This window comes from Sorangium sp. So ce426, assembly GCF_051475585.1.
In the GTDB taxonomy this organism is placed as follows: domain Bacteria; phylum Myxococcota_A; class Polyangia; order Polyangiales; family Polyangiaceae; genus Sorangium; species Sorangium cellulosum_B.
In genome coordinates, this window is sequence record NZ_CP150341.1 from 8,349,416 (window position 1) to 8,369,622 (window position 20,207).

At 72.5% G+C, this 20,207-nt stretch carries 19 protein-coding genes; 2 read left to right on the top strand and 17 right to left on the bottom strand.

The features are described 5' to 3' along the window. Positions 1–20: 20 nt before the first annotated feature. Genes WMF44_RS31000 through WMF44_RS31030 form a run of 7 tightly spaced genes read right to left on the bottom strand, consistent with a single transcriptional unit; the run spans position 21 to position 4,636 of the window. On the bottom strand, positions 21–593 hold the full coding sequence (locus WMF44_RS31000) for a Mov34/MPN/PAD-1 family protein (RefSeq protein ID WP_437293656.1): 573 nt from the start codon (positions 591–593) through the stop codon (positions 21–23). Further along, positions 587–1,537, bottom strand: coding sequence for a PLP-dependent cysteine synthase family protein (locus WMF44_RS31005; protein ID WP_437293657.1), 951 nt, complete (start codon positions 1,535–1,537; stop codon positions 587–589). The genes WMF44_RS31000 and WMF44_RS31005 overlap by 7 nt, the downstream gene beginning before the upstream one ends. After that, a complete protein-coding gene (locus tag WMF44_RS31010) occupies positions 1,534–1,884 on the bottom strand; it encodes a hypothetical protein (RefSeq protein WP_437293658.1) in 351 nt (116 codons plus the stop codon). The genes WMF44_RS31005 and WMF44_RS31010 overlap by 4 nt, the downstream gene beginning before the upstream one ends. A 1-nt stretch (position 1,885) precedes the next feature. Continuing rightward, on the bottom strand, positions 1,886–2,164 hold the full coding sequence (locus WMF44_RS31015) for a MoaD/ThiS family protein (RefSeq protein WP_437293659.1): 279 nt from the start codon (positions 2,162–2,164) through the stop codon (positions 1,886–1,888). Beyond that, positions 2,157–3,089 carry a HesA/MoeB/ThiF family protein gene (locus tag WMF44_RS31020; protein ID WP_437293660.1) on the bottom strand — a complete coding sequence of 311 codons (933 nt, stop codon included), beginning with the start codon at positions 3,087–3,089 and terminating at the stop codon, positions 2,157–2,159. The genes WMF44_RS31015 and WMF44_RS31020 overlap by 8 nt, the downstream gene beginning before the upstream one ends. Continuing rightward, positions 3,086–4,147, bottom strand: coding sequence for a cysteine synthase A (gene cysK / locus WMF44_RS31025; RefSeq protein WP_437293661.1), 1,062 nt, complete (start codon positions 4,145–4,147; stop codon positions 3,086–3,088). Before cysK ends, WMF44_RS31020 begins: the two co-directional genes overlap by 4 nt. 9 nt (positions 4,148–4,156) lie before the next feature. Beyond that, positions 4,157–4,636, bottom strand: coding sequence for an RrF2 family transcriptional regulator (locus WMF44_RS31030; protein WP_049876407.1), 480 nt, complete (start codon positions 4,634–4,636; stop codon positions 4,157–4,159). Positions 4,637–4,933: 297 nt separating this feature from the next. On the opposite strand from WMF44_RS31030, the gene WMF44_RS31035 reads away from it, so the two are divergent. Together WMF44_RS31035 and WMF44_RS31040 are read left to right on the top strand one after the other, a co-directional pair. Continuing rightward, positions 4,934–6,622: an acyl-CoA dehydrogenase family protein gene (locus WMF44_RS31035; protein WP_437293662.1), complete on the top strand. Its 1,689-nt coding sequence runs from the start codon at positions 4,934–4,936 to the stop codon at positions 6,620–6,622. A gap of 512 nt (positions 6,623–7,134) precedes the next feature. Next, positions 7,135–7,941, top strand: a complete 807-nt coding sequence (locus tag WMF44_RS31040; protein ID WP_437293663.1) for a helix-turn-helix domain-containing protein — start codon at positions 7,135–7,137, stop codon at positions 7,939–7,941. An 88-nt stretch (positions 7,942–8,029) separates the two neighbouring features. Here WMF44_RS31040 and WMF44_RS31045 read toward each other — a convergent pair whose 3' ends face one another. The 10 genes from WMF44_RS31045 to WMF44_RS31090 all read right to left on the bottom strand — a co-directional run bounded on the left by WMF44_RS31045 (position 8,030) and on the right by WMF44_RS31090 (position 20,163). Further along, complete coding sequence (locus WMF44_RS31045) at positions 8,030–9,835, bottom strand: hypothetical protein (RefSeq protein ID WP_437293664.1); 1,806 nt, start codon at positions 9,833–9,835, stop codon at positions 8,030–8,032. Positions 9,836–9,908: 73 nt separating this feature from the next. Next, positions 9,909–11,354: a hypothetical protein gene (locus tag WMF44_RS31050; protein WP_437293665.1), complete on the bottom strand. Its 1,446-nt coding sequence runs from the start codon at positions 11,352–11,354 to the stop codon at positions 9,909–9,911. Continuing rightward, complete coding sequence (locus WMF44_RS31055; RefSeq protein WP_437293666.1) at positions 11,351–13,570, bottom strand: bifunctional metallophosphatase/5'-nucleotidase; 2,220 nt, start codon at positions 13,568–13,570, stop codon at positions 11,351–11,353. Before WMF44_RS31055 ends, WMF44_RS31050 begins: the two co-directional genes overlap by 4 nt. Then, positions 13,567–15,537, bottom strand: coding sequence for a phosphoenolpyruvate--protein phosphotransferase (ptsP, locus tag WMF44_RS31060; protein ID WP_437293667.1), 1,971 nt, complete (start codon positions 15,535–15,537; stop codon positions 13,567–13,569). Before ptsP ends, WMF44_RS31055 begins: the two co-directional genes overlap by 4 nt. Beyond that, positions 15,534–15,818 carry an HPr family phosphocarrier protein gene (locus WMF44_RS31065; RefSeq protein WP_437293668.1) on the bottom strand — a complete coding sequence of 95 codons (285 nt, stop codon included), beginning with the start codon at positions 15,816–15,818 and terminating at the stop codon, positions 15,534–15,536. The genes ptsP and WMF44_RS31065 overlap by 4 nt, the downstream gene beginning before the upstream one ends. Next, positions 15,815–16,879: an RNase adapter RapZ gene (rapZ, locus tag WMF44_RS31070; RefSeq protein ID WP_437293669.1), complete on the bottom strand. Its 1,065-nt coding sequence runs from the start codon at positions 16,877–16,879 to the stop codon at positions 15,815–15,817. Before rapZ ends, WMF44_RS31065 begins: the two co-directional genes overlap by 4 nt. Beyond that, entirely contained in the window at positions 16,876–18,180 is a 1,305-nt protein-coding gene (gene hprK, locus WMF44_RS31075) for an HPr(Ser) kinase/phosphatase (RefSeq protein ID WP_437293670.1), read from the bottom strand. The genes rapZ and hprK overlap by 4 nt, the downstream gene beginning before the upstream one ends. Continuing rightward, positions 18,177–18,656: a PTS sugar transporter subunit IIA gene (locus WMF44_RS31080; protein ID WP_437293671.1), complete on the bottom strand. Its 480-nt coding sequence runs from the start codon at positions 18,654–18,656 to the stop codon at positions 18,177–18,179. The genes hprK and WMF44_RS31080 overlap by 4 nt, the downstream gene beginning before the upstream one ends. Positions 18,657–19,189: 533 nt before the next feature. Next, positions 19,190–19,558 (bottom strand): ribosome hibernation-promoting factor, HPF/YfiA family, encoded by a 369-nt coding sequence (gene hpf / locus WMF44_RS31085; protein WP_012238397.1) that lies wholly within the window; start codon positions 19,556–19,558, stop codon positions 19,190–19,192. Positions 19,559–19,818: 260 nt separating this feature from the next. Further along, positions 19,819–20,163, bottom strand: coding sequence for a sigma-70 domain-containing protein (locus WMF44_RS31090; protein ID WP_437293672.1), 345 nt, complete (start codon positions 20,161–20,163; stop codon positions 19,819–19,821). Positions 20,164–20,207 lie beyond the last annotated feature (44 nt).

Consider the following 20,207-nt stretch of genomic DNA (forward strand, 5'->3'; position numbering starts at 1 on the left):
CGCGCCCCGGCGCGATGAGCTCAATCGACGACGGAGAACGTCGACGCGACGAAGGCGCCGCCGTCCCACACGAAGAGGCGGTGCTCCGCGATGCGGGGCGCCTCCTCCGGGCGCCCTTCGCCGGAGCCGCCGCGCACGCTGGTGACGAGGAACGCGAGCGGGAACGCCGGCCCGGGCCCCATCACGATCTGGCCCCCTTCCTCGGCCGGCGGCTCGCCGCCGCTCATCATGGCGGCGTCCGTCGGGCTGAAGTAGGCGCCGGCGTCGAGGTGCGAGTGATAGAGCACCTTCACCGGGCGCCCCGCCGAGGCGCCCTTCTCGACGGCGTCGGAGAAGCGCTTGCCGTTGAAATCGAAGAACGTCCGCGCCGTCCGGAAGTACCGCTCCGGATCGACGGCGTGGAGCTTGTTCGCGATGTTGTCCATCCGGACGTGCTCGTCGCAGAGCAGCGGCTCGTCCGCGGGCCCCTTCAGGTACCCGCAGGCCTCCTCGTCGCGCGCGTAGCCCGCGAGCGCCTCGTCCTCGACCGCCTTGAGCACGCTCGCCTTGAGGACGACCCCGCCGGCGGTCCACGGCTGTGGAGACATCACCATACGTAACGCTTCTCCCATTTCATGGGCGCAAAATAGCGGTCACCCCGGTCGGGGACAATCGCCACGACGCACCCCCCTTGCTGTTCGCGGTGCAGGCGCTTCGCGATCTCGAAGGCCGCGAAGACGGCCGCGCCGCCCGAGTGCCCCACGTGCAGCGCCTCCTCGCGCGCGAGGCGATCGGACATGTCCCAGCCGTCCTCCGTCGCGATGCGCATCGTCTCGTGGTACGCGCCCTCGTCGTGGATGGCGGGCACGAGCGAGCTCGGCAGGTGCTTGAGCCCCTCCAGCCCGTGGAGCGCCTCCGTGGGCTCCACGGCGACGCAGCGGATCGGGCGGTGGTGCTCGCGCAGCCGCCGGCTCGTCCCGACGATGGTGCCGCTCGTGCCGATGCCGGCCACGAAGTGCGTGATCCTGTCGCCGACCGCCTCCAGGATCTCGCGCGCCGTGCCGTGGTAGTGGGCGAGCGGGTTGTCCTCGTTCGAGTACTGATCCGGGTAGAAGTACCGCTCCGGCTCCTTCTCGACCAGCGAGCGCACGAGGCGGATCGCGCCGTCGGAGCCCTCCATCGGGTCGCTGAAGATGAGCTCCGTGCCGAACGCGCGCGCGATGTCCTTGCGCGCCTTCGACACGTTCGACGGCATGACGAGCGCCACCTTGAAGCCCATCGCCGCGCCGAAGAGCGAGTAGGCGACCCCGGTGTTGCCGCTCGTCGAGTCGATGAGCGTCTTCTGGCTGGTGAGGCGCCCGTCCGCGGCGGCGCGGGTCATCATCCGCAGCGCGGCGCGATCCTTCACCGAGCCGCCGGGGTTCGCGAACTCGAGCTTGGCGTAGACCTCGACCGACGGTGTGTCGCGGCCGACGCGCGAGAGGCGCAAGAGCGGCGTGTCACCCACGGCGTCGACGACCGACCCCAGGCGGCTGGAGCGGGCGAGCGAGTGCCTCATGACGGGTCGACCTCCCCCGCGCTCCCCTGCCCCGCGCTCCCCGCGGCGGTGCCCAGCGCCAGCGCGGCGCGCATCTCGGCGAGCGCCGCGCGCGCGCCGGCGAGCACGGCGCGCGCGGCGGGCGAGGCGACGAGGTCCGCGGGCGCGAGCGCGGCGAGGTCGATCGCGCCGTCCGCGAGCGCGCCGAAGCCGGCGCCGCGCGCGTAGCGCTCCGCCACCTCGTGCGCGAGCGGCGGCGCGTCGCTGCCGCCGCCGCGCACGCGCGCCGTCGCCGCCCCGAGCCTCGCCTGTCCCTCTGGACCGATCTCCGCGAGCAACACCTGGCGGAGATAGCGCGGGTCGACCACCTCAGCCCCCGGCGATCGCGGGCACGATCGCCACCTGGTCACCGCCCTTCACGGGCGTCTTCAGCCCGTCGAGGAAGCGGATGTCCTCGTCGCCCACGAAGATGTTCACGAAGCGCCGCACGCCCTTCTCGTCGAGGAGTCGGTCGCGGATGCCGGGGTAGCTCTTCTCGAGGTTCTCGATCAGCTCGCCGACGGTGCCGCCGGCGGCGTTGACCTCGTCCTGGCCGCCGGTGAGCGTGCGGAGCGGGGTCGGGATGCGGACGGTCGCGGTGTCAGCCATGGTCTTGCTCTCCAGTCTTGAGGTGGGTCGAGGATCCGCTCTCGCGGTCCTTTTCAGTTTCAACGTGGGTCGGGGATCCGCTCTCGCGGTCCCCTTCAACGTGGGTCGGGGATCCGCTCTCGCGGTCCCCTTCAACGTGGGTCGGGGATCCGCTCTCGCGGTCCCCTTCAACGTGGGTCGGGGATCCGCTCTCGGCCGCGCACGCGACGACGTAGCGGGACGCGTCGATCGTCGCGATCGAGGCGCGCGCTCCGCACAGGTCGCAGGCGGGCCGCGCGGAGACAGGGACGCTGCGCAGCGTGTCCGTGCGGCCGTCGTACGTCGCGATCCGGCCGAAGATCGACGCGTCGCCCGCGAGGATCGCCAGCGCGCGATCCGCCGCGATCGCGCCGGCCACGCCGCACACCGGGCCAGCCACCCCGGCCGTGGCGCAATCCGGCGCGTCCCCGGTCGGCAGGTCCTCGAACAGGCAGCGGTAGCAGGGCGCCCCCTCCCCCGCGACCGCCATCACCGTCGCGCGCCAGCGGATCGCGGCGGCATGGACCACCGGCGTCCTCGTGAGGCGGCACACGTCGGCGATCAGGAACCGCGACGCGAAGTTGTCGGTCGCGTCGACCACCACGGAGACGCCCGGCATCAGCCCCGCCGCCGCGCTCGGCGTGAAGCGGCCGTGACGGCGATCGACGCGGAGCCCGGGGAAGCGGCGGCGCAGCGCCTCCGCGAACGCATCGAGCTTCGGCCGCCCGACGTCGCCGTCGTCGAACAGGATCTGACGGTGCAGGTTCGTCAGCTCGACCTGGTCGTCGTCCGCGACCCGGAGCTCCCGCACCCCGGCGGCGGCGAGCGCGAGCCCGGCGGGCGCGGCGATCCCCCCCGCCCCGACGAGGAGGACGCACCCGCGGATCACCTCGCCGCCGCCGCTCATCGGAAATACTCGTCCAGGCTGAAGTAACGCTCGCCGGTGTCGCAGAGGACGGTCACCACGCTGGCGTCGGGGCCGAGCTCGCGGGCGACGTCGAGCGCGACGCGCACCGCCGCGCCAGCGCTGATGCCGACGAGCAGCCCCTCCTGCCGTGCCAGCGCCACCTTCGTGTCGTACGCGGCGCGATCGCTGACCGTCCGCACCTCGTCCACCACGCGCGGATCATAGTTCGCGGGGACGAACCCGGCGGCGAGCCCCTGGATCTTGGTGGGCCCGCGCTCGCCGCGCGAGATCGTCGCGCACGACTCGGGCTCGACCGCGATGACGCGCGTCGCCGCGCGCATCCGCTTGAGCACCCGCCCGACGCCGCTCACCGACCCGCCCGTCCCCACGCCGGCGACGAACGCGTCGATCGTCAGCGACTGCCGGGGACCGGGCCGCCCCGGCGCGTCGAGGCCGGCCATCGCGTGCAGGATCTCCCGGGCGGTCGTCTCCGCGTGGACGCGCGGGTTGTCGGGGTTGTCGAACTGGCTGAGGATGAGCGCCCCCGGGATGTCCGCCGCGAGCTCGCGCGCCCGGGCGATGGCCCCCTCCATCTGCGCCTCGGGCTCGGTCAGGACGACCTCCGCGCCGTAGGCCTCGAGCAGCTGGCGCCGCTCCAGGCTCATGCTCGCCGGCATCGTCAGGATGCAGCGGTACCCCTTCGCCGCGCACACGATCGCGAGCCCGATCCCTGTGTTCCCCGACGTGGGCTCGATGACCACGCCGCCCGCGCCGAGCAGCCCGCGCGCCTCGGCGCCCTCGATCATCGCGAGGCAGATCCGGTCCTTCAGCGAGCCGCCCGGGTTCTGCTGCTCGGCCTTCCCGAAGACGCGCCCCCGGGGCGTCGCCGCGTCGACGCGGCGGATCTCGAAGAGCGGCGTGTCGCCCACGAGGTCGAGGAGGCTGTCGACGACGCGCGGGTGCGACGGGAGCGGCGGGAGCCGCGCCGCGCCGTCCGCGGGTTCCGCGGGGGCGCGGGGGGCGCCGGTGGACTGTGCGGATCGTTCGGGGCTGCTCATGGTGTCGGCTCAGATCACGTAGGTCGAGCGCTCCGGCCGCCCCTTGCGGCGCACGCCGAGCTCGACGCCGCGCTCGCAGACGTCGGCGATCGACACCGAGTCGAAGCAGCGCTCGATCGCGAGCGCCAGATCGTGGAACACGGCCGTGGGCGGGTCGAGCGGCGAGCCCTCCGGCCTGCCGTCGTCATCCGGCGCGATCACGGCGACCGGCCCCTCCAGGGCGCGGACGACGTCGCCCAGGCTGATCTCGCTCGCGGGCCGCGCGAGGTGGTAGCCGCCGCGCGGCCCCCGCTTCGAGCTGATGAGCCCGGCCTTCTTCAGGTCCTGGAAGATCTGCTCCAGGAAGCGCGCGGGGATGAGCTCCCGCTCGGAGATCTCGCGGATCTGGGTCGGCCGCCCGTCGTTGTGGAATGCGATATCGAACAATGCGCGCACACCGTAGCGACCCTTGTTCGAGAGCTTCACCGCCAGCCATATGCATTGGTACATCGGAGAAGTCAAGAACTGCACATTCAGCGACTTCCGCTTCTTTCCGTGCGACACAGCACCCGAACAGCCCACAAAAACCGGGCGACGCGGCGAAATTACCAGCAGAGGTTCACCGTTCGCCGCGTCGGCGCGACGCAGCCTCCGGCTTCCTGTTGAACCGGGTGGGACGGGTTCAGTAGCTTCGAGCTCTATCGAGGCTGCGAGTCGCCGCGCGTGCACGGAGGGGCGCGCGGAACGTGATCGGCGCGCGGGCGTCGCACGGTTCGGGTTGCGGCGCACCAACCTAGGAGTCGGCCGGTGGCTTTCTATCAAGACCCCCCCACACTCGGGAACCAGTACGACGACGACCGCGTGCTGCGGTCCTACCTCGCGCGGGCCCTGCCGCGCGAGGTGGCCGCGTCGATAACGCCTTCGCTGCGGGAGATGGGCGAGCTCGCCGGCGGCCGCCTGTACCAGCTGCAGCTCGCCGATCGCGCGAACGAGCCGAAGCTCACGTCGTGGGACGCCTGGGGAAGGCGCGTCGACCACGTCGAGGTGACCGCGCTCTGGAAGGAGGCGGCCCGGATCGCGTGCGAGCGGGGGGTCGTCGCGACGGCCTACGAGCGGGCGCACGGCGCGTTCTCGCGCGTCCATCAGTTCGCGCTGGCGTACCTCTTCGACGCGTCGAGCGACGTGTACACGTGCCCGCTCGCGATGACGGACGGCGCCGCGCGGACGCTGCTCGCGAGCGACAACCGCGCGCTCATCGACCGCGCGGTGCCCCGGCTCACAAGCCGCGACCCCGCCGCCGCGTGGACCTCGGGCCAGTGGATGACCGAGCGCACCGGCGGCTCGGACGTGGGGCGGAGCGAGACGGCGGCGCGCCTCGGCCCCGACGGGGCCTACCGGCTGCACGGGACGAAGTGGTTCGCCTCGTCGACAACGTCGGAGATGGCGCTCACGCTCGCGCGCCCCGAGGGCAACCCGGAGGGCAGCCGCGGCCTCGCGCTCTTCTACGTGGAGCTCGCGGGCGAGGCGGGGCGCCGCCACGGCGTGCTGATCAACCGGCTGAAGGACAAGCTCGGCACCCGCAAGGTGCCGACCGCCGAGCTCACGCTCGACGGCGTCCTCGCCACGCCGGTGGCGGGCCTGTCGAACGGCGTCCGGGCGATCGCGCCGATGCTCAACGTGACGCGCACCTGGAACGCGATCGGCGCCATCGCCGGGATGCGCCGGGGGCTCGCGCTGGCGCGCTCGTACGCCCAGAGCCGAGTCCAGTTCGGCGCGACGCTGGCGGAGAAGCCGCTGCACATGGACACGCTCGCCGAGATCCAGGCCGAGTTCGAGGGCGCCTTCCACCTGACCTTCCGCGCGATCGAGCTGCTCGGGCGCGAGGAGACGGGCTCGCTCACCGACTCGGAGGCGAAGCTGCTGCGGCTGATCATCCCGCTCGCGAAGCTCACGACCGCCAAGCAGGCGGTGTCGGTGCTGAGCGAGGTGCTCGAGGCGTTCGGCGGGGCCGGCTACGTCGAGGACACGGGGCTGCCGCGCCTGCTCCGGGACGCGCAGGTCCTCACGATCTGGGAGGGCACGACGAACGTGCTCGCCCTCGACGCGCTGCGGGTGATCCTGAAGGACGGCTCGCTCGACATCCTCGCGGCCGAGGTGGCGCGCCTCCTGACCGGCGTCGTCGAGCCCAAGCTCGCCGAGGCCGAGACGTCCGCGTCGCGCGCGGTGTCGCACGCCCGCGCGTGGATCAAGGAGATGGCCGCCGCCGACCGCCCCGGCCTCGAGGCGGGCGCCCGCCGGGTCGCGATCACCCTGGGCCGGGCGCTGCAGCTCGCCCTGCTCGTGCGACACGCCGCGTGGGCCATGGACCGCGAGCGAAGCCGGACCGCGCTGGCCGCCGCCATCCAGTTCGAGCGCAACGGCGTCGACTGCATCCGGGACCACGATCGCGATACGATCGAGGCCCTCGCCGAGACGCGACAGCGGCCGGACACCTGAACAAAAGGTGGGGCCTACCCACTGAACAGATCCCTCCGGCGACCCGGTCGCGGCGCCAGCTCGAGGCGGGCGTGGCGCGGCGATCCGCGCCCCGTTCGCGACCCTCGACGATTTTTCCGTGGTCGCGCCGCGTTCTGATCATACAGAATTAACGTTTGGTTTCGGACGGTTGCGAACGCGCGGCCGTCCTGGAAGCGGACGGCATTTGTCCTAGCGGTCTGAGAAGGCACTAGACGGGACAACCTGAACGGGCTTACAGTAATGCGTAGCTGCGGCGCTGAACGCGTGCCCGACGCGGGCGACGTGCGGGCGGGCCCGTCCATCGAGGCGGACTCCGCCGGCGCGGCGTCCCCGCTGGGGTGAGATCCGCCTGCGCGCGCCTCCGGCGCGTGCGTGGGACTTCGTCCGCCTCCTGGACGGATCGGGCTCGCGTGGGCCCGGGCACGCGTGCGGCGCGCGGTGTGGGCAAGCGCACACGACGAGCTGCGAGCTGCGAGCTGCGAAGAGGCGAGATGAAGACGCAATACACGCTGCTGTCCGGCGAGACGGTCGAGTTCCCGACGCCGGCGGGCGAGCTGGGCGCCTTTCTGTCCCGGGTTCTGGCGGCGGCCAGGGATCCGTCGGTGTCCGATGCGGAGCTGCTCGATCTCGTGCTCGGCCCGGAGAACCCGTTGCTGGACCGGACCGCCGTCGCGGGCCGGAGCGTCGCGACCGCCGACGTGTACCGCGACCCGGCCTTCCACGTGATGCTCGACTGCGTGGCGCGGAAGCGGCTGCCGCCCGATTCGGCGGTCGTCACGGCGAGGACGCGCTTCACGATGACGGTGCCGGACGCCGCGCACCAGCTCGGCATCTCGGAGAGCGCGGTGCGCCAGGCGATCTACGCGGGGCGGCTGCGCGCGAGCAAGGAAGGGGGGACCTACTACCTCGATCCTCAGTCGGTGGCGGGCTACCGCGTGAGCAAGCGGGGGCCGCGGCGCCAGGACCAGATGGCGAAGGGACCGCCCGGGGCCACGCTCGACGCGCGCATCGGCTCGGGGCCGGACGCGAGCTTCCGGGTGAAGCACAGCCGCGACGACTTCGAGCTGTCGGAGAAGCGCGGCCCCGAGTGGACGGGGATGATCCCGGCGGGGTGGCGGCGGATCGCGGTGCTCGGCACGTCGAAGGACCGCTCGCGCTACTGGGAGATCGAGCCCGCCGAGGGCGAGAGCGTGCTGCACTTCGAGGGCTTCTACCTGCGCGGCGGCTTCCGCATCGTGGAGACCGTGAGCACGTCGCCGAGGGCCGTGGCGGCGTTCAAGGACTTCCAGCCGCGATGAGCGCGGGCAGGCGCGGCGAGCGCGCGACGCGGGCGCGCGGCGAGCGCGCGGCGTGGGTGCGCGGTGAGCGCGCGGCGCGGTCGCCGGATCAGAAGCGGGCCTGGAAGCTCGTGCCGAGGCCGAGGAAGTCGGGGTTCACGAAGGTGCGCAGGGCCACGGTGCCCTCGGAGGGATCGCGCTCCATGAAGGTGCCGTTGTTGTCACGCACATAGTGAGCCCACGCCACCGCGGAGAGGATGTTGCTGATATCCCACGTGAGGCTCGCGCGGAGCTGGAAGATCGGGGTGGCGGAGGTGTTGAAGGGGAGGATCGACACATTGCCCTGCTCCCGGACGACGGACGTGCGCGCGATCACCGCGCTCATGGCGTCGATGGACATCGTCCTGAAGGCGGCGGGGAACTGCAGGCCCACGCCGAGGCCGGGCGTGAGCCGCGCGGACGCGAGGTGGTAATCGGCCGCGAGCGCGAAGAACAGCTCGTCGGCCGTCGATGTCTGGGCGGTCTTCGGGATCGTCTGGAAGGGGATGAAGCTCGGCTGGTTGCGCAGCACGAACGGCAGGTCGCGGTAGACGCCCGTGACGCTCGCGCGCGCGTACCCGGACTTGACGACCGCCTGGAGGGCGCCGGCGCGTGCCGGCTGGTGGGTGGTGGCGCCGGCAGATTCGAAGTCCTTGAGGTTCTGGAAGAGGTTCGTCGCCTCGAGGATCACCGCCCATGTCGTCTTGCCCGGCGCGTACGCCTCGGGCTTGAAGAGGATCTGCGGCTTGTCGGGGTCGTTGCGATAGAGGAGAAAGTCGATCGACTGCGGGATGGGCTCGTTCCTGGCGTGGGCGACGATCCGGGCCGAGGCGCCGTAGGTGTAGACCGGGTCGCCGGCGACGTCGGGCAAGTCGAAGCTGCCCTGCTGGAAGTAGCCGGCGCCGAGGTCGACGTGAACGTGGGGGTGGAGATCGGCCTCCCCGCCAAGGAGAAAGCCGTAGTTGGTCTGAGCGATCGGGATCTCCTGGGTCTCGCTCGTGCCGGGGGTGAGCACCTCCTGGACCTGGGTGAGGCTCGCGATCTTGAACCCCGCGTACACGCTGAACCGGTCGGCATCGAGCTGGACCTTCGCGCCGGGCGCGGGTCCGGTGATGCGCGGGAAGATGGACTGGTTGATGGAGGCGTTCGTCCCGCCCCACGAGATCTCGTAGAGATAGCCGAGGCGAAACCGGTCCGTGTCGATGGGCCAGAGCGTGACACCGACGCCGGTCTTCCCGTCTGCCCTGCCGCCTATGTGATAGAAGGCGCGAATGAACGATCCGGCGTCGTAAAACGCCTGATTGAGGTTGTTGTTGTTCCTCGACAGCGCGGCGAGATCGACGCGCAGGACGACCGAAGCCTCGGTGTCCAGCCGCGCGATGAACCCCGGCATCCGCTTGTAGAGCGCGAGGTGCGTCAGGTTCTCGCGCCCGCTGAAGCGGGAGTTGAGGTTGTCGAAGAAGAGCCGGTATCGCTTCCGATCGCCGACGCTGAGGTCGGGCGAGAGCGGCTGCACCTGGCCCGTGTCGTGGAGCAGGTCGTCGTCGCCGAGCGTCCACGTGAGGCGCGTGTCCATCGCGTCCCCCGCGCGGACGGGCGGCTCGGTGGCCGCTGGCGGGAGGTAGGGTTCGATCCGCGGGAGGGTGGGGACGGCGGGCGCGGGGGCGGGCTGCGAGATCGGAGGCGTTGCGGCGGGCGCCGGGGCCGGCGCGGCCTGGTCCGAGCCTGGCGCGTCGGGCGCCGGGGCCGGCGCGGCCTGGTCCGGGCCCGGCGCCGCCGGCGCTGGCGGCGGCTGCGGCTGGCCCAGCGCCGGCGGCGCGAGCGTGAACAGCAAGGCCGCGGAGGCAGCAGGGGCGAGGAGCGCGCTTCGGTGCATGGCGGGCGGTGGATTTCCTGGGCCTGGGTGTTCCGGCGGGCGCGGCGCGGCCGCGGCGGAGGCGAGGAGGTGGCTAGTTGGTCTCCGCGTCGTCGTCGTCGAGGCTGCGCGTCCGGACGCAGGCCTCCTTCGAGGGCTTCGTGGCGGGCGCGCAGCCGGGCGCCCCGCAGACGAGGTCGTCCGGGCAGCGGGCCTCGATCGTCCAGTTCAGCGAGCCGCCCGAGAAGCTCCGGAGCGTGCCAGTCACCGCGTCGATCACCTCGCCCCGGTGCGACGGCGGATCGAAGGCGCTCACCGTGCCCGTCTGGATCTGGATCCTGCTCGACCCGTCCGTGATCTTGTAGTTGCCGCGCGCGGCGTAGCTCGTCCACTCGCTGCACTCGGGGTCGTCCGAGCACGCGTTCGCGCAGCTCCTCTCGGCCTGGCTGTCGAAATCGACCTGCCCGTCGCCGTTCAGATCGCAGTTCGACTGCTCCGCGGCGAAGACGTTGCCCCTCGCGGGCCTCGGACCGAAGCGCTCGCCGATGTGGAACCCCTCGACGCGCACGAGCCCGCTCTCGAGGCGCTCCATGGCCAGGTCGCCGGCGATCGTCGGCCCGTCGAGCACCGTCGGCTCCGGGACCAGGCACTCCGCTCCTCCCTGCGCGCGCGCGATCTCGTACGAAGGGAACGAGAGCTGGGTGAAGCCGAAGAACTCGTCGACGGTGCCCGCCAGGTACTCGAGCCGATCGCAGACACGCAGGTTGGCAGGTGTGCTGAAATTGTACGCGAAGAGGTGGTTGAAGCCGCTGCCCTGGCCGGCCAGATCGGTGACGTAGAAGCCGTCGCTCGAGACCCGCGTGACGACGACCTGCTGGGGAGCCGCGGTGTCGATCCGCAGCGCTTCGGACGGGTAGGGCGTCGCCGAGCCGCCGCCCTGCACGTCGGCGATGCGCGGCAAGGCGTAGGCGACCGGCTTCGAGACACCGGCGCTGAAGGAGCCGCCCTCCTCGGTGTCGTCGTCCGCGAAGGCGCACCCGGGATCGGCGGGGAAATCGACGAGCGCGTCGCCGGGCGCGTCGTCGTTGACGCCGTTGGCGCACGCGGGGCGGTCGCCCCGGGACGCGGGCCGGTAGCCGAGGTCCTCGACCCACAGCCGGATGGGCCCGTAGACGGCCGTCACGCGGGCGCTCCCCTCGGCGACGCCGTCCCGCAGGCGGATGTTGCGGCCGACCGCGACGCCCTCGCCGGCCGCCTCGACGTCGAGCACCGCCCCGGGATCGACGCTCAGCCTGACCATGCCGTCGAAGGGCGTCCGCCGGCCGGCAGCGTCGCGCGCCTCGATCCTGAACGACCAGGTGTCCACCGTGTCGCCGCGGTTGGCCGGCAGCGGCGCGTCGGCGGAGGGGGGCGCTTCCCCGTTCACCTGCACGACCTGGACCCAGAAGCTCGAGACGCCCCGGGGCGGCCCGCCGTCGCTGCCGCACCCGGCGAGCGCGGCGGCCGCGAGCGCCGCCCAGCGCCTCGCCCGCGGCGTCACTGGCCCACCATCCGCAAGCGGCCGTCGGAGAAGTTGCCGAGCCGCCGGTCGACGCACGCGAGGTACTTGCACTGCTCGCCCGCGGCGCTGCACGGGGCGAGCGCGCTCTCGCACTGCTCCCGCACCCAGTCGGTCGGCGCCTCGGCGCAGACGTCGCGCTGGTAGGCGGCGACGTCATCGCGGCAACGCGCGAGCACACACGCGCCCCGGGAGCACGGCGCCTCGCCGGTCTTGCACGCCTGCCCCTCGACCACCGACTCGGGGCACGCGCAGACGAAGCCCTCGCCCGCGCCCGCGCAGTCGGCGTCCCGCTGGCACGACGCGAGCTCGCCGCGCCCGTCCGCGCCGCACGGGCTGCCCGCGCGGATGGCGTCGATCAGCGCGTCGCGCTGCTGCACCTGGGTGTCGAGCTGCGTCGTGTTGCGCTGGAGCACGCGGAACCCGCTGCCGCCCTGGGCGAGGTAGCTCGACGTCGCGAGCTCGTAGGTCGCGATCGGATCGAGCGGCTGCCAGCAGCGCCTCGCCTCGACGTCGCAGCTGCCCACCTCGCCGCCCGGGCAGTCGGCGTCGCCGTTCGGGCACGCGATCGCCGGCTGGCGCGCGCCGATGTACACGTGGGTCGCGACGCCGGACGCGGCGCCGTCGGCCGAGCGCGCGGCGCAGTCGATGACGACCCGCGCGCCCGCGATCTGCGCCTGCGAGACGCACCCGCGGCCGCTCGATCGGCGCGCCACGAAGTCGAAGAGCTCCTGCACCTCGAGGCCGGAGAGCTGCAACTTCGAGATCGAGTTGTCGAAGGGGAAGACGTTGAACATCTGCTCGACCGTCACCGGGCCGGGCACGAGGTCGGCGCGGATGCCCGTCGTGTTCGTGAGCGCGAAATCGGTCTGGATGCCGAGGCGCAGCCACATCGCCCCGGCGATGAGGTTGCCGAGCGGCGAGTCGCCGCCGCTCGCCGAGGCGCGGCGGGAGCCGCCCGGCGCGTAGCCGACAAGGAGATCGAGGTTCGCGAGCGCGTCGAGCCCCTGCGCGTACGGCTCGAGCACCGAGGCGACGATCGGATCGGCGGGCACGCCCTCGGTCACCGGGAAGAGCTCGTACCGGTTCGAGAGCACCTCGAAGCCGTTCAGCGGGTCGTAGCCGCCCCCGAGCTCGGAGGCGTCCCTGGACAGCACGAGGTCGAGCCGCCCGACGAACTTCGCGAACGCGCCGGAGTGCGCGAGCAGCACGTCGCGCGGCGCGCAGTAACGCCGGCGCTTCGCGCCCTCCCCGGGCGAGCGCTCGTCGTTCAGGAGGATGTAGTGGCGCTGCTCCTCCTCGTCGTAGTACCGCGAGCAGTCGCGGACGCGCTTCGGCGGCTGGAGGACGACGTGGTTGTGCCCGCCGAGCACGACGTCGATGCCCGTCGTGGTCTCGATCATCCGCTCGTCGCCGTCGAGGCCGAGGTGGGTGACGAAGACGATGACATCCACCGTGGGGCGGAGCAGGTCGACGTAGAACTGGGCGACCTCGGTCGTGTTCAGCGGGGTGACGCCGAGCCGGTTCGGCGCCTCGAAGATCGACGTCAGGCTGGAGAGGTTGCCCATCCCGACGACGCCGACCTTGACGCCCTCGAGGTCGAAGACCGTGAACGGCTGCAGGATGGCGCCGAGCGGCGAGGCGCCGGGCTGCGCTGGGTCCTCGAGCTGGTAGTTCGCCGCGAGGACGGGGAAGCCGGCGTTCTGCTGGAGCTGGATACCGAGGTTCAGCGCGCCGCGGTCGAACTCGTGGTTGGCGACGATCATGGCGTCGACGCCCATGGCGCCGAGGGCGCGGATCTCCGCCTCTCCCGAGTAGAAATTGAAGATCGGCGCCCCCTGGAAGCAGTCGCCGCCGTCGAGGTGAAGCGCGCGCGACGACCGGGCGCGCTCGCGCCCGAGGAGATGGGACATGCGCGCGGCGCCGCCGACGTTCGCGATCGAGGCCGCCGCGCCGAGGCCGAGCCCCGCGTCCACCTGGCCGAGCTGCAGGTTGTACGGGAAGAGCCGCGAGTGGATGTCCGACGTGTGGAGCAGCGTCAGGTGCACCTGCCCGACGAGCCGCGTCGGCGGCGCCTCCTCCTCGCAGCCCGCCGCGCACAGGCCGAGCGCCACAGCGCAGGCGGCCAGCGCGCGCGCCACGCCGGACGCGACCGGCACCGCGGGCGCCGGCCCCACCGCACCCAGCGCGCCGCTCACCGGGTGGCGCGCTCTCCCGTGAGCAGGTCGTAGAGGTCCGGCGCGAACGCGGCGGCGACGCAGCACTCGACCTCCTCCGCCGTCGCGCAGGCGAGCGCCTCCGCCGCGACCGCCTCGGCCTCGGCGACCGTGATGCGCCGGAGCGTCTCCTTGATCTCCGGGATCGCCGCCGCCTCCATCGAGAAGTCGCGGAGCCCGAGGCCGAGCAGCAGCAGGGCGGCGAGCGGATCGCTCGCCATCGCCCCGCAGAGGGAGACCGGCCTGCCGAAATCCTGGCCTGCCTGGATCACCTTCGTGATCAGCCGCAGGATCGACGGATCGAACGGCGAGGCCAGGTAGGCGAGCGAGCGGCTGGTCCGGTCGACCGCGAGCGCGTACTGGATCAGATCGTTCGTCCCGAGGCTCAGGAACGCGGCCTCGCGCGCGAAATGGTCGACCATGACCGCCGCCGAGGGCACCTCGATCATCACGCCGAGCGGGATCTCGTCGGCGCACGCCTGGCCGCGGGCGCGCACCTGCTCCTGCGCGCGGTGCAGCAGCGCGCGCACCTGCCGGAGCTCGCCGAGGCCCGCGACCATGGGGATCATGATCCGCACGTCGCCGTAGGCGGAGGCGCGCACCATGGCGCGGAGGTGCTCGAGGAAGACGTCGGGGCGAGAGAGCGCGAGCCGGACCGCGCGGAGGCCGAGCATCGGGTTCATCTCGGGGGGCACCTGGAACGTGGAGACGAACTTGTCGCCGCCGATGTCGAACGTGCGCAGCGTGACCGGCTTCGGGCGGAGCGCCTCGACGACCGCGCGGAAGATCTCGAACTGCTGGTCCTCCGAGGGCGGGGACGTGCGGTCGATGTAGAGGAACTCGGTCCGGTAGAGGCCGATGCCGTCGGCGCCCTGGTCGCGCGCGAGGATCGCCTCGGCCGGGAGCTCGACGTTCGCCCGGAGCGACACCTTGACGCCGTCCTTCGACTGGGCGGCCCGGTGCCTGGACTCCGAGAGCTCCTTGCCGAGCGCGACGTAGCGCTCGGCGCGGGCGCGCGCGTCCGCGAGCTCGGCCGGGCCGGGGCGGACGACGACCGTGCCGCGCAGCCCGTCGATCACCACGATGTCGCCCGTGATCACGCGCTGCAGCACGTCGCTGACGCCGACCACGGCCGGGATCTCCAGCGCGCGCGCCATGATGGAGGTGTGGCTCGTGCGGGTGCCGACCTCGGTGACGAAGCCGACGACCGGCTCGTCGACCATCGCCGCGGTGTCGGCCGGCGACAGGTCGTGCGCGATGAGGATCGTCGGCCCGGAGAAGCGCGGGAGCGCCGCGCCGAACGTCGCCGGCATGGCGATCGAGTTCTGCAGCTCGATCAGGCTGCGCGTGGAGAGGGGCGAGGTGTCGCGCGAGGACGGAGGCTCCTGGGGCGGGAGGCTGAACGCGCGCAGGAGGCGCTCGCCGACGAACAGGACGTCGTGGCTGCGCTCGCGCAGGTACGGGTCGTCCAGCGCGGCGAAGCGGCCGGCGATCGCCTCGCACGCGGTCGCCACCGCCCACTCGGCGCAGCGGCGCTCCTCGATGACCTGGCGCTTCACGGCGTCGGCGAGCGCCTCGTCGCCGAGCATCAGCAGGTAGGCTTCGAGGATCGACGCCTCGGCGCGGTGGTCGCCGATGCGCTTCGCCATGTCGCGCAGCTCGTCCTGCGCGCGCTCGACCGCGGCCTCGAAGCGCTCGAGCTCCGCCGCGATCTCGCCGGAGCCGACGCGGCGGCGCGGGTGGTTCGTCCGGTGCCCGCCCATCACGACGGCCGCGCCGATCGCGACCCCGGGGGACCCAGAGATGCCCCGCAGCGTCTCCGTCCGGGCGCCGGGCGGCATCGAGTCGACCCGGGCGCCGGACGCCGCCGAGCCGCTCCGGACGGCGTCCGCCGGGGCGGGATGCTCGTCCGGGGCGTCCGACGAGAGCGCGCTCGGGCCGCGCGTCACTCGTGCTCTCCGAAGCGCCCGGCGATCAGCTCGCCGATGGCGGAGACGGCGTCGGCGGCCTGATCGCCCGTCGCGCTCACCTCGATCTGGGTGCCCATCGACCCGCAGAGCAGGAGCACACCCATCACGCTCTTCGCGTTGGCCGCCTGCCCGTCCGGCCCGGTCAGCGAGATCTCGCAGTCGTAGCGCCCCGCGAGCTGCACGAGCTTCGTCGCGGCGCGCGCGTGCAGCCCGCGCACATTGATGATGGTGAACCGCCTCGTTACCGCCTCGGTCGTCACCGCTCGCCCCCCGTCACGCTCGTGTCCGACGCCGGGCGAGGCTCCGACGGGGTCGCTCCCGGCTGCGCCAGCCGGAGATCCACGCCGGGCGCCCCGGCCATGCCCTCTCCCACCCCCGAGGGTACACCACTCGTGCTCACCCGGGCGACGTCCCGGTGCACGACCGTGATGGGGAGCCCCGTCTTCCGCCGCAGGCTGTCGCTGAGCGCGTTCGTGAGCACGACGGAGCGGTGCCGGCCGCCGGTGCATCCGATGCCGACGGTGAGGTAGCTCTTTCCTTCGCTGGCGTAGCGCGGCATGCAGAACGAGAGGAGCTGCTCTGTCCTGCAGATGAACTCGAGGGCATCCGGGTTCTTCAGGATGTACTCCCGCACCGGCTCGTCGTTCCCCGTGAGCTCGCGGAGGCCGTGGACGAAATACGGGTTGTCGAGGAAGCGGACGTCGAAGAGCAGATCGGCGTCGAGCGGGATGCCGTACTTGTAACCGAACGAGACGAACCGGGTGGACATCCGGGGCACCTCGACCTTCGCGGGGCGCAGCCGCTCGATGACGACGCGGCGCAGGTCGTGCGTCGACAGCCGGGTCGTGTCGAGCTCGATGGTCGCCCTGGCCCGCAGCGACGCGAGCCGCTCACGCTCCAGGAGCACGCCGTCGAGCATCGCGATGGCGCCGCTGCCGCCGGTCGTCAGCGGGTGCGGGCGCCGCGTCTCGCTGAAGCGCCGGAGCAGCGTCTCGTCCGAGGCGTCGAGGAAGAGGATCACCACGTCCCGTCCGGTCCGTATCGAGTCGAGCGCCGCCGTGGCGCCCGCCAGGAAGGAGCCCACCCGGACGTCGATGCCGAGCCCGATCCGGGTGATCCCGCCCGACTCGCACGCCTCGACCGCCGGCTGCACGAGCGACGTGGGCAGGTTGTCCACGCAGAAGAAGCCGAGGTCCTCCAGGGCGTGGAGCGCCGTCGACTTGCCCGCGCCGGAGAGGCCCGTGACGACGACGACGCGCCCCGGCGCGCCGTCGGGCCCGTGCAGGCCGTGCTGCTGCTGCTGATCGCCTCCGTTGCTCACCCTCGCCTCCTCGGCCGCGGCAGGCTCACGGACGACTCCGTGGGGCTGAACCCGGAGCTCGGGCGATCAAGGGGCGGCCTGCCCCGATCCGCGGGCGGCCGGAAGGCGCTGCTCGGGGGGTTCGGCGCGTCCACGCCGCGGCCGGGCGGCGGCGGTGGCGGCGGCCGGGGCGGTCCGGGCGGCGCGGCGCTCCGCGAGGCGCCTTCCTCCGCGAGCCTCGCCGCCGGCGGGATCGACGACTCCTCCGGCGAGCGCTCGCGGAGCAGCTCGCCCTCGACGTTGCCGAAGAACTCGCGGGCCGCGTGGAACCCGGCGTTCTTCAGGAGCTCGTTGCGGGCGGCGACCTCGAGGATCGACGCCATGTCGCGGCCCGGGCGCACCGGGATGACGAGCTCCCGGATCTTCACGCCGAGGATGGTGTGGTACCGCTCGTCCAGCCCGAGGCGATCGTACTCGGTGTCCCTCGACCACTCGACCAGCTTCACCACGACGTCGATCCGCTTGCGCTCGCGGATCGACGTGACCCCGAAGAGGTCCTTCACGTTGAGGATGCCGAGGCCACGCACCTCGAGGTGGTACCGGAGGAGCTCCGCCGGGGCGCCGAACACCATGCCGGGAGGGCGGTAATCGCACTCCACGGCGTCGTCGGCGACGAGCCGGTGGCCGCGCATCACGAGATCGAGCGCGCACTCGCTCTTGCCGATCGCGCTCGACCCCATGAGAAGGAGGCCCACGCCGAAGACGTCGACGAGCACGCCGTGCAGCCGCAGTCGCGGCGCCAGGCGATCGTCGAGCAGCGCGTGCAGCGCGGTGATCGTGGCGCTCGACCGCACCGCCGAGACGACGAGCGGCGTCCCGCTCTCTTCGGCGCACTGCGCGAGCTCCGGCACAGGGACGAACCCGATGCCGGAGCCGTTCGCCTCGAACGGCTGGTCGCCCTGCGTGAGGATGACGCAGCACAGGCCGAGCTCGAAGAAGCCGCGCAGCGACAGGAGCCGGTCCTCGCGGGAGAGCTTGTGGAGGAACGAGAGCTCGGTCTGCCCGAGGATCTGCACCCGCGTCGGGACGATGCCGTGGAAGTGGCCGACGAGCGCGAGCCCGGACTTCTGGATGCGGGTGTTCATGATGGGCCGGTCGAGGCCCGCGGCGCCGGCGATGAGCGTGAGGTCGATGCCGAGCCCCTCGTCGGCCATCAGGCTCCGCACCGCGATCGCGGGGCGGTCCGCCCGGCCGCCGCGGGTCGAGGGGGGCATCCGGCCGCCCCCTTCCCCTTCCTGTCCGCCGCTGCGCGGGCCGCTCATGACACCGACCTCCCTTCCTCGGCGGCGATGAGCTCGAACGCCGCGCGCCCGGTCGAGGCGCCGAGCAGCCGCCGCCTGAACGTCTCGTCCCGCAGCAGGCGGGAGATGCGCGCCAGCGTCTTGAGGTGCTCGCCCGTGGCGCGCTTCGGCCCGATCACGGCGACGAGGATGGACACCGGCGCCCCGTCGATCGCGTCGAAGTCGATCGGCTTCGGGCAGATCAGGACCGCGCCGATCAGCCGATCGACGCCCTCCATCGCGCCGTGGGGGATGGCCACGCCGCTCCCGACGCCGGTGGACTGCAGGCGCTCGCGCTCGCCGAGCACCCGCGCGATCTCATCGGCCTTGACCCCCGGCTGCCCTGCCGCGAGCAGGGCGGCGAGCCGGCGGAGCGCGTCCGTCTTGGAGCGGACGACCCCCTCCTGCTCGCTGGCGACGGATACCTGGTGCGCGGTCAAGATGTCGCGGACTTGCATGCTGATTTCGGCGCTCGGGCGAGGTGAGAGGGCTCTGGAACGGCGCACGTGGCACGGTCGGCGCGGCGCTCGGCCAGGGCCAAGCGAGCCGATGTCGCCATCGTACCCCGGGGACTTCGGGCACGCGACTCAAGGACGCTATCGCGACGAGCGGCCCTGGAGGGAGCGTTCTTCGCGTTACTTCACGTCGCGATCGCTGGGCGACCGCCGCGCCGCTCCAGGCAGGCCCCCCGGCAGGTTGGGCATGCGCACGGGTGAGCTGATGGAGACGAGCGCGCGTCGCCGCCGCGCCCGCCGCGCCCGCCGCGGCGGCTCACGCGGAGGGAGCGCCCCGCCTCGCCCGCGACCGGCGGCTCACGCGGAGGGAGCGCCCCGCCTCGCCCGCGACCGGCGGCTCACGCGGAGGGAGCGCGCCGCGCCCGCGAGCGGCGGCTCACAGGATGGGAGCGCGCCGCGCGCGTCGCTGAGGCGCGCGGCTGCCCTCGCTCCGGTTCGCGCGTCGCGCGTCGCCGAGGCGCGACGCGCGCGGCGGCTCAGGATCGGGTGCGTCCCGTCGCGGCCACCGCCTCGCGCTCCACCTCGACGGCGTACTCGCCGGCGCTCGTGCCGCCGCGCTTCCGCGCGATGGTGTGACCCTTCCCATCCCGGATCTGCCGCTCGAGCTTGTCGTGGACCATGTCGATCGACGCGTACATGTCCTCACCCCGCTCGGTCGCATGGAAGGCTAGACTGCCGGAGGAGAGGCGAACGTCGGCGACGTGCGTCAGACCCTCGACGGAGAGGGTGACCTGCGCCGTCATCGCCTGCCTAAGGAACTTCTGGAGCTTGGCCACCTTCTCATGGGCGTAATTCTTCACGGCGTCGGTACCCACCATATGGCGGAACGTGATCGTGATGTTCATCGGGTCCAGCCTTCCTTCCCTGATGCGTAGATGAAACAATCGACTACGGCTACAGAGCACCCCTCCATCTCCATCGTAACACTGATGTAGAGCTCTGGTCTTCACTCAACGGCGCAGCGCTTTCGTTTTGTTTGGCGCCGTTCCGCTTCTGCGTTTCTCGCCCCGGGTTGCCACCTCTCGCGCACCTCGTCGTGCCCGCGCGTCACCGTGGTTTGCCGCGCTGCGTCCTGCGCGGCCAGCGCGCCTCCTCTTCAACAAGTTCAACAAGCCTTGGCACGCCCCGCTTGTTCCAGCGCCCGGCGCACCGTGTGCGGGGCGTGGCCCGAGGTCAGCGCGATCTCGCCGATCGTGGGTGTGCGCCCGAGCTCGGTCGCGAGCCGCCTCGCGCTCGCGAGGACGGCGCGGAGCACCTCGACATCGCCCCGATCGAGCGGCTCGGCGACGCGGAGGCCCTCGGACTCGAGCCGGTCGATGATGTACTCGACCTCCTCGTACGAGACCGCCCGGCGGTCGACGACTTCGGCGATGTCGTTGAGGTCCACCCGACCGGTCGACCGATGGCGTGTAAGGAGCTCCTGGATCATGTCGTCGATGACAGGCGGCACGGCGCTAGCGTGCCACCTTCGCGCAGGCCGCGCACGCGCCCGCG

Excerpts from the sequence above, each read along its gene's own strand:
- WMF44_RS31000 (WP_437293656.1), bottom strand. The coding sequence starts at position 593 with ATGGTGATGTCTCCACAGCCGTGGACCGCCGGCGGGGTCGTCCTCAAG.
- WMF44_RS31005 (WP_437293657.1), bottom strand. The coding sequence starts at position 1,537 with ATGAGGCACTCGCTCGCCCGCTCCAGCCGCCTGGGGTCGGTCGTCGAC.
- WMF44_RS31015 (WP_437293659.1), bottom strand. The coding sequence starts at position 2,164 with ATGGCTGACACCGCGACCGTCCGCATCCCGACCCCGCTCCGCACGCTC.
- WMF44_RS31020 (WP_437293660.1), bottom strand. The coding sequence starts at position 3,089 with ATGAGCGGCGGCGGCGAGGTGATCCGCGGGTGCGTCCTCCTCGTCGGG.
- cysK (WP_437293661.1), bottom strand. The coding sequence starts at position 4,147 with ATGAGCAGCCCCGAACGATCCGCACAGTCCACCGGCGCCCCCCGCGCC.
- WMF44_RS31030 (WP_049876407.1), bottom strand. The coding sequence starts at position 4,636 with ATGTACCAATGCATATGGCTGGCGGTGAAGCTCTCGAACAAGGGTCGC.
- WMF44_RS31040 (WP_437293663.1), top strand. The coding sequence starts at position 7,135 with ATGAAGACGCAATACACGCTGCTGTCCGGCGAGACGGTCGAGTTCCCG.
- WMF44_RS31045 (WP_437293664.1), bottom strand. The coding sequence starts at position 9,835 with ATGCACCGAAGCGCGCTCCTCGCCCCTGCTGCCTCCGCGGCCTTGCTG.
- hprK (WP_437293670.1), bottom strand. The coding sequence starts at position 18,180 with ATGAGCGGCCCGCGCAGCGGCGGACAGGAAGGGGAAGGGGGCGGCCGG.
- WMF44_RS31080 (WP_437293671.1), bottom strand. The coding sequence starts at position 18,656 with ATGCAAGTCCGCGACATCTTGACCGCGCACCAGGTATCCGTCGCCAGC.
- hpf (WP_012238397.1), bottom strand. The coding sequence starts at position 19,558 with ATGAACATCACGATCACGTTCCGCCATATGGTGGGTACCGACGCCGTG.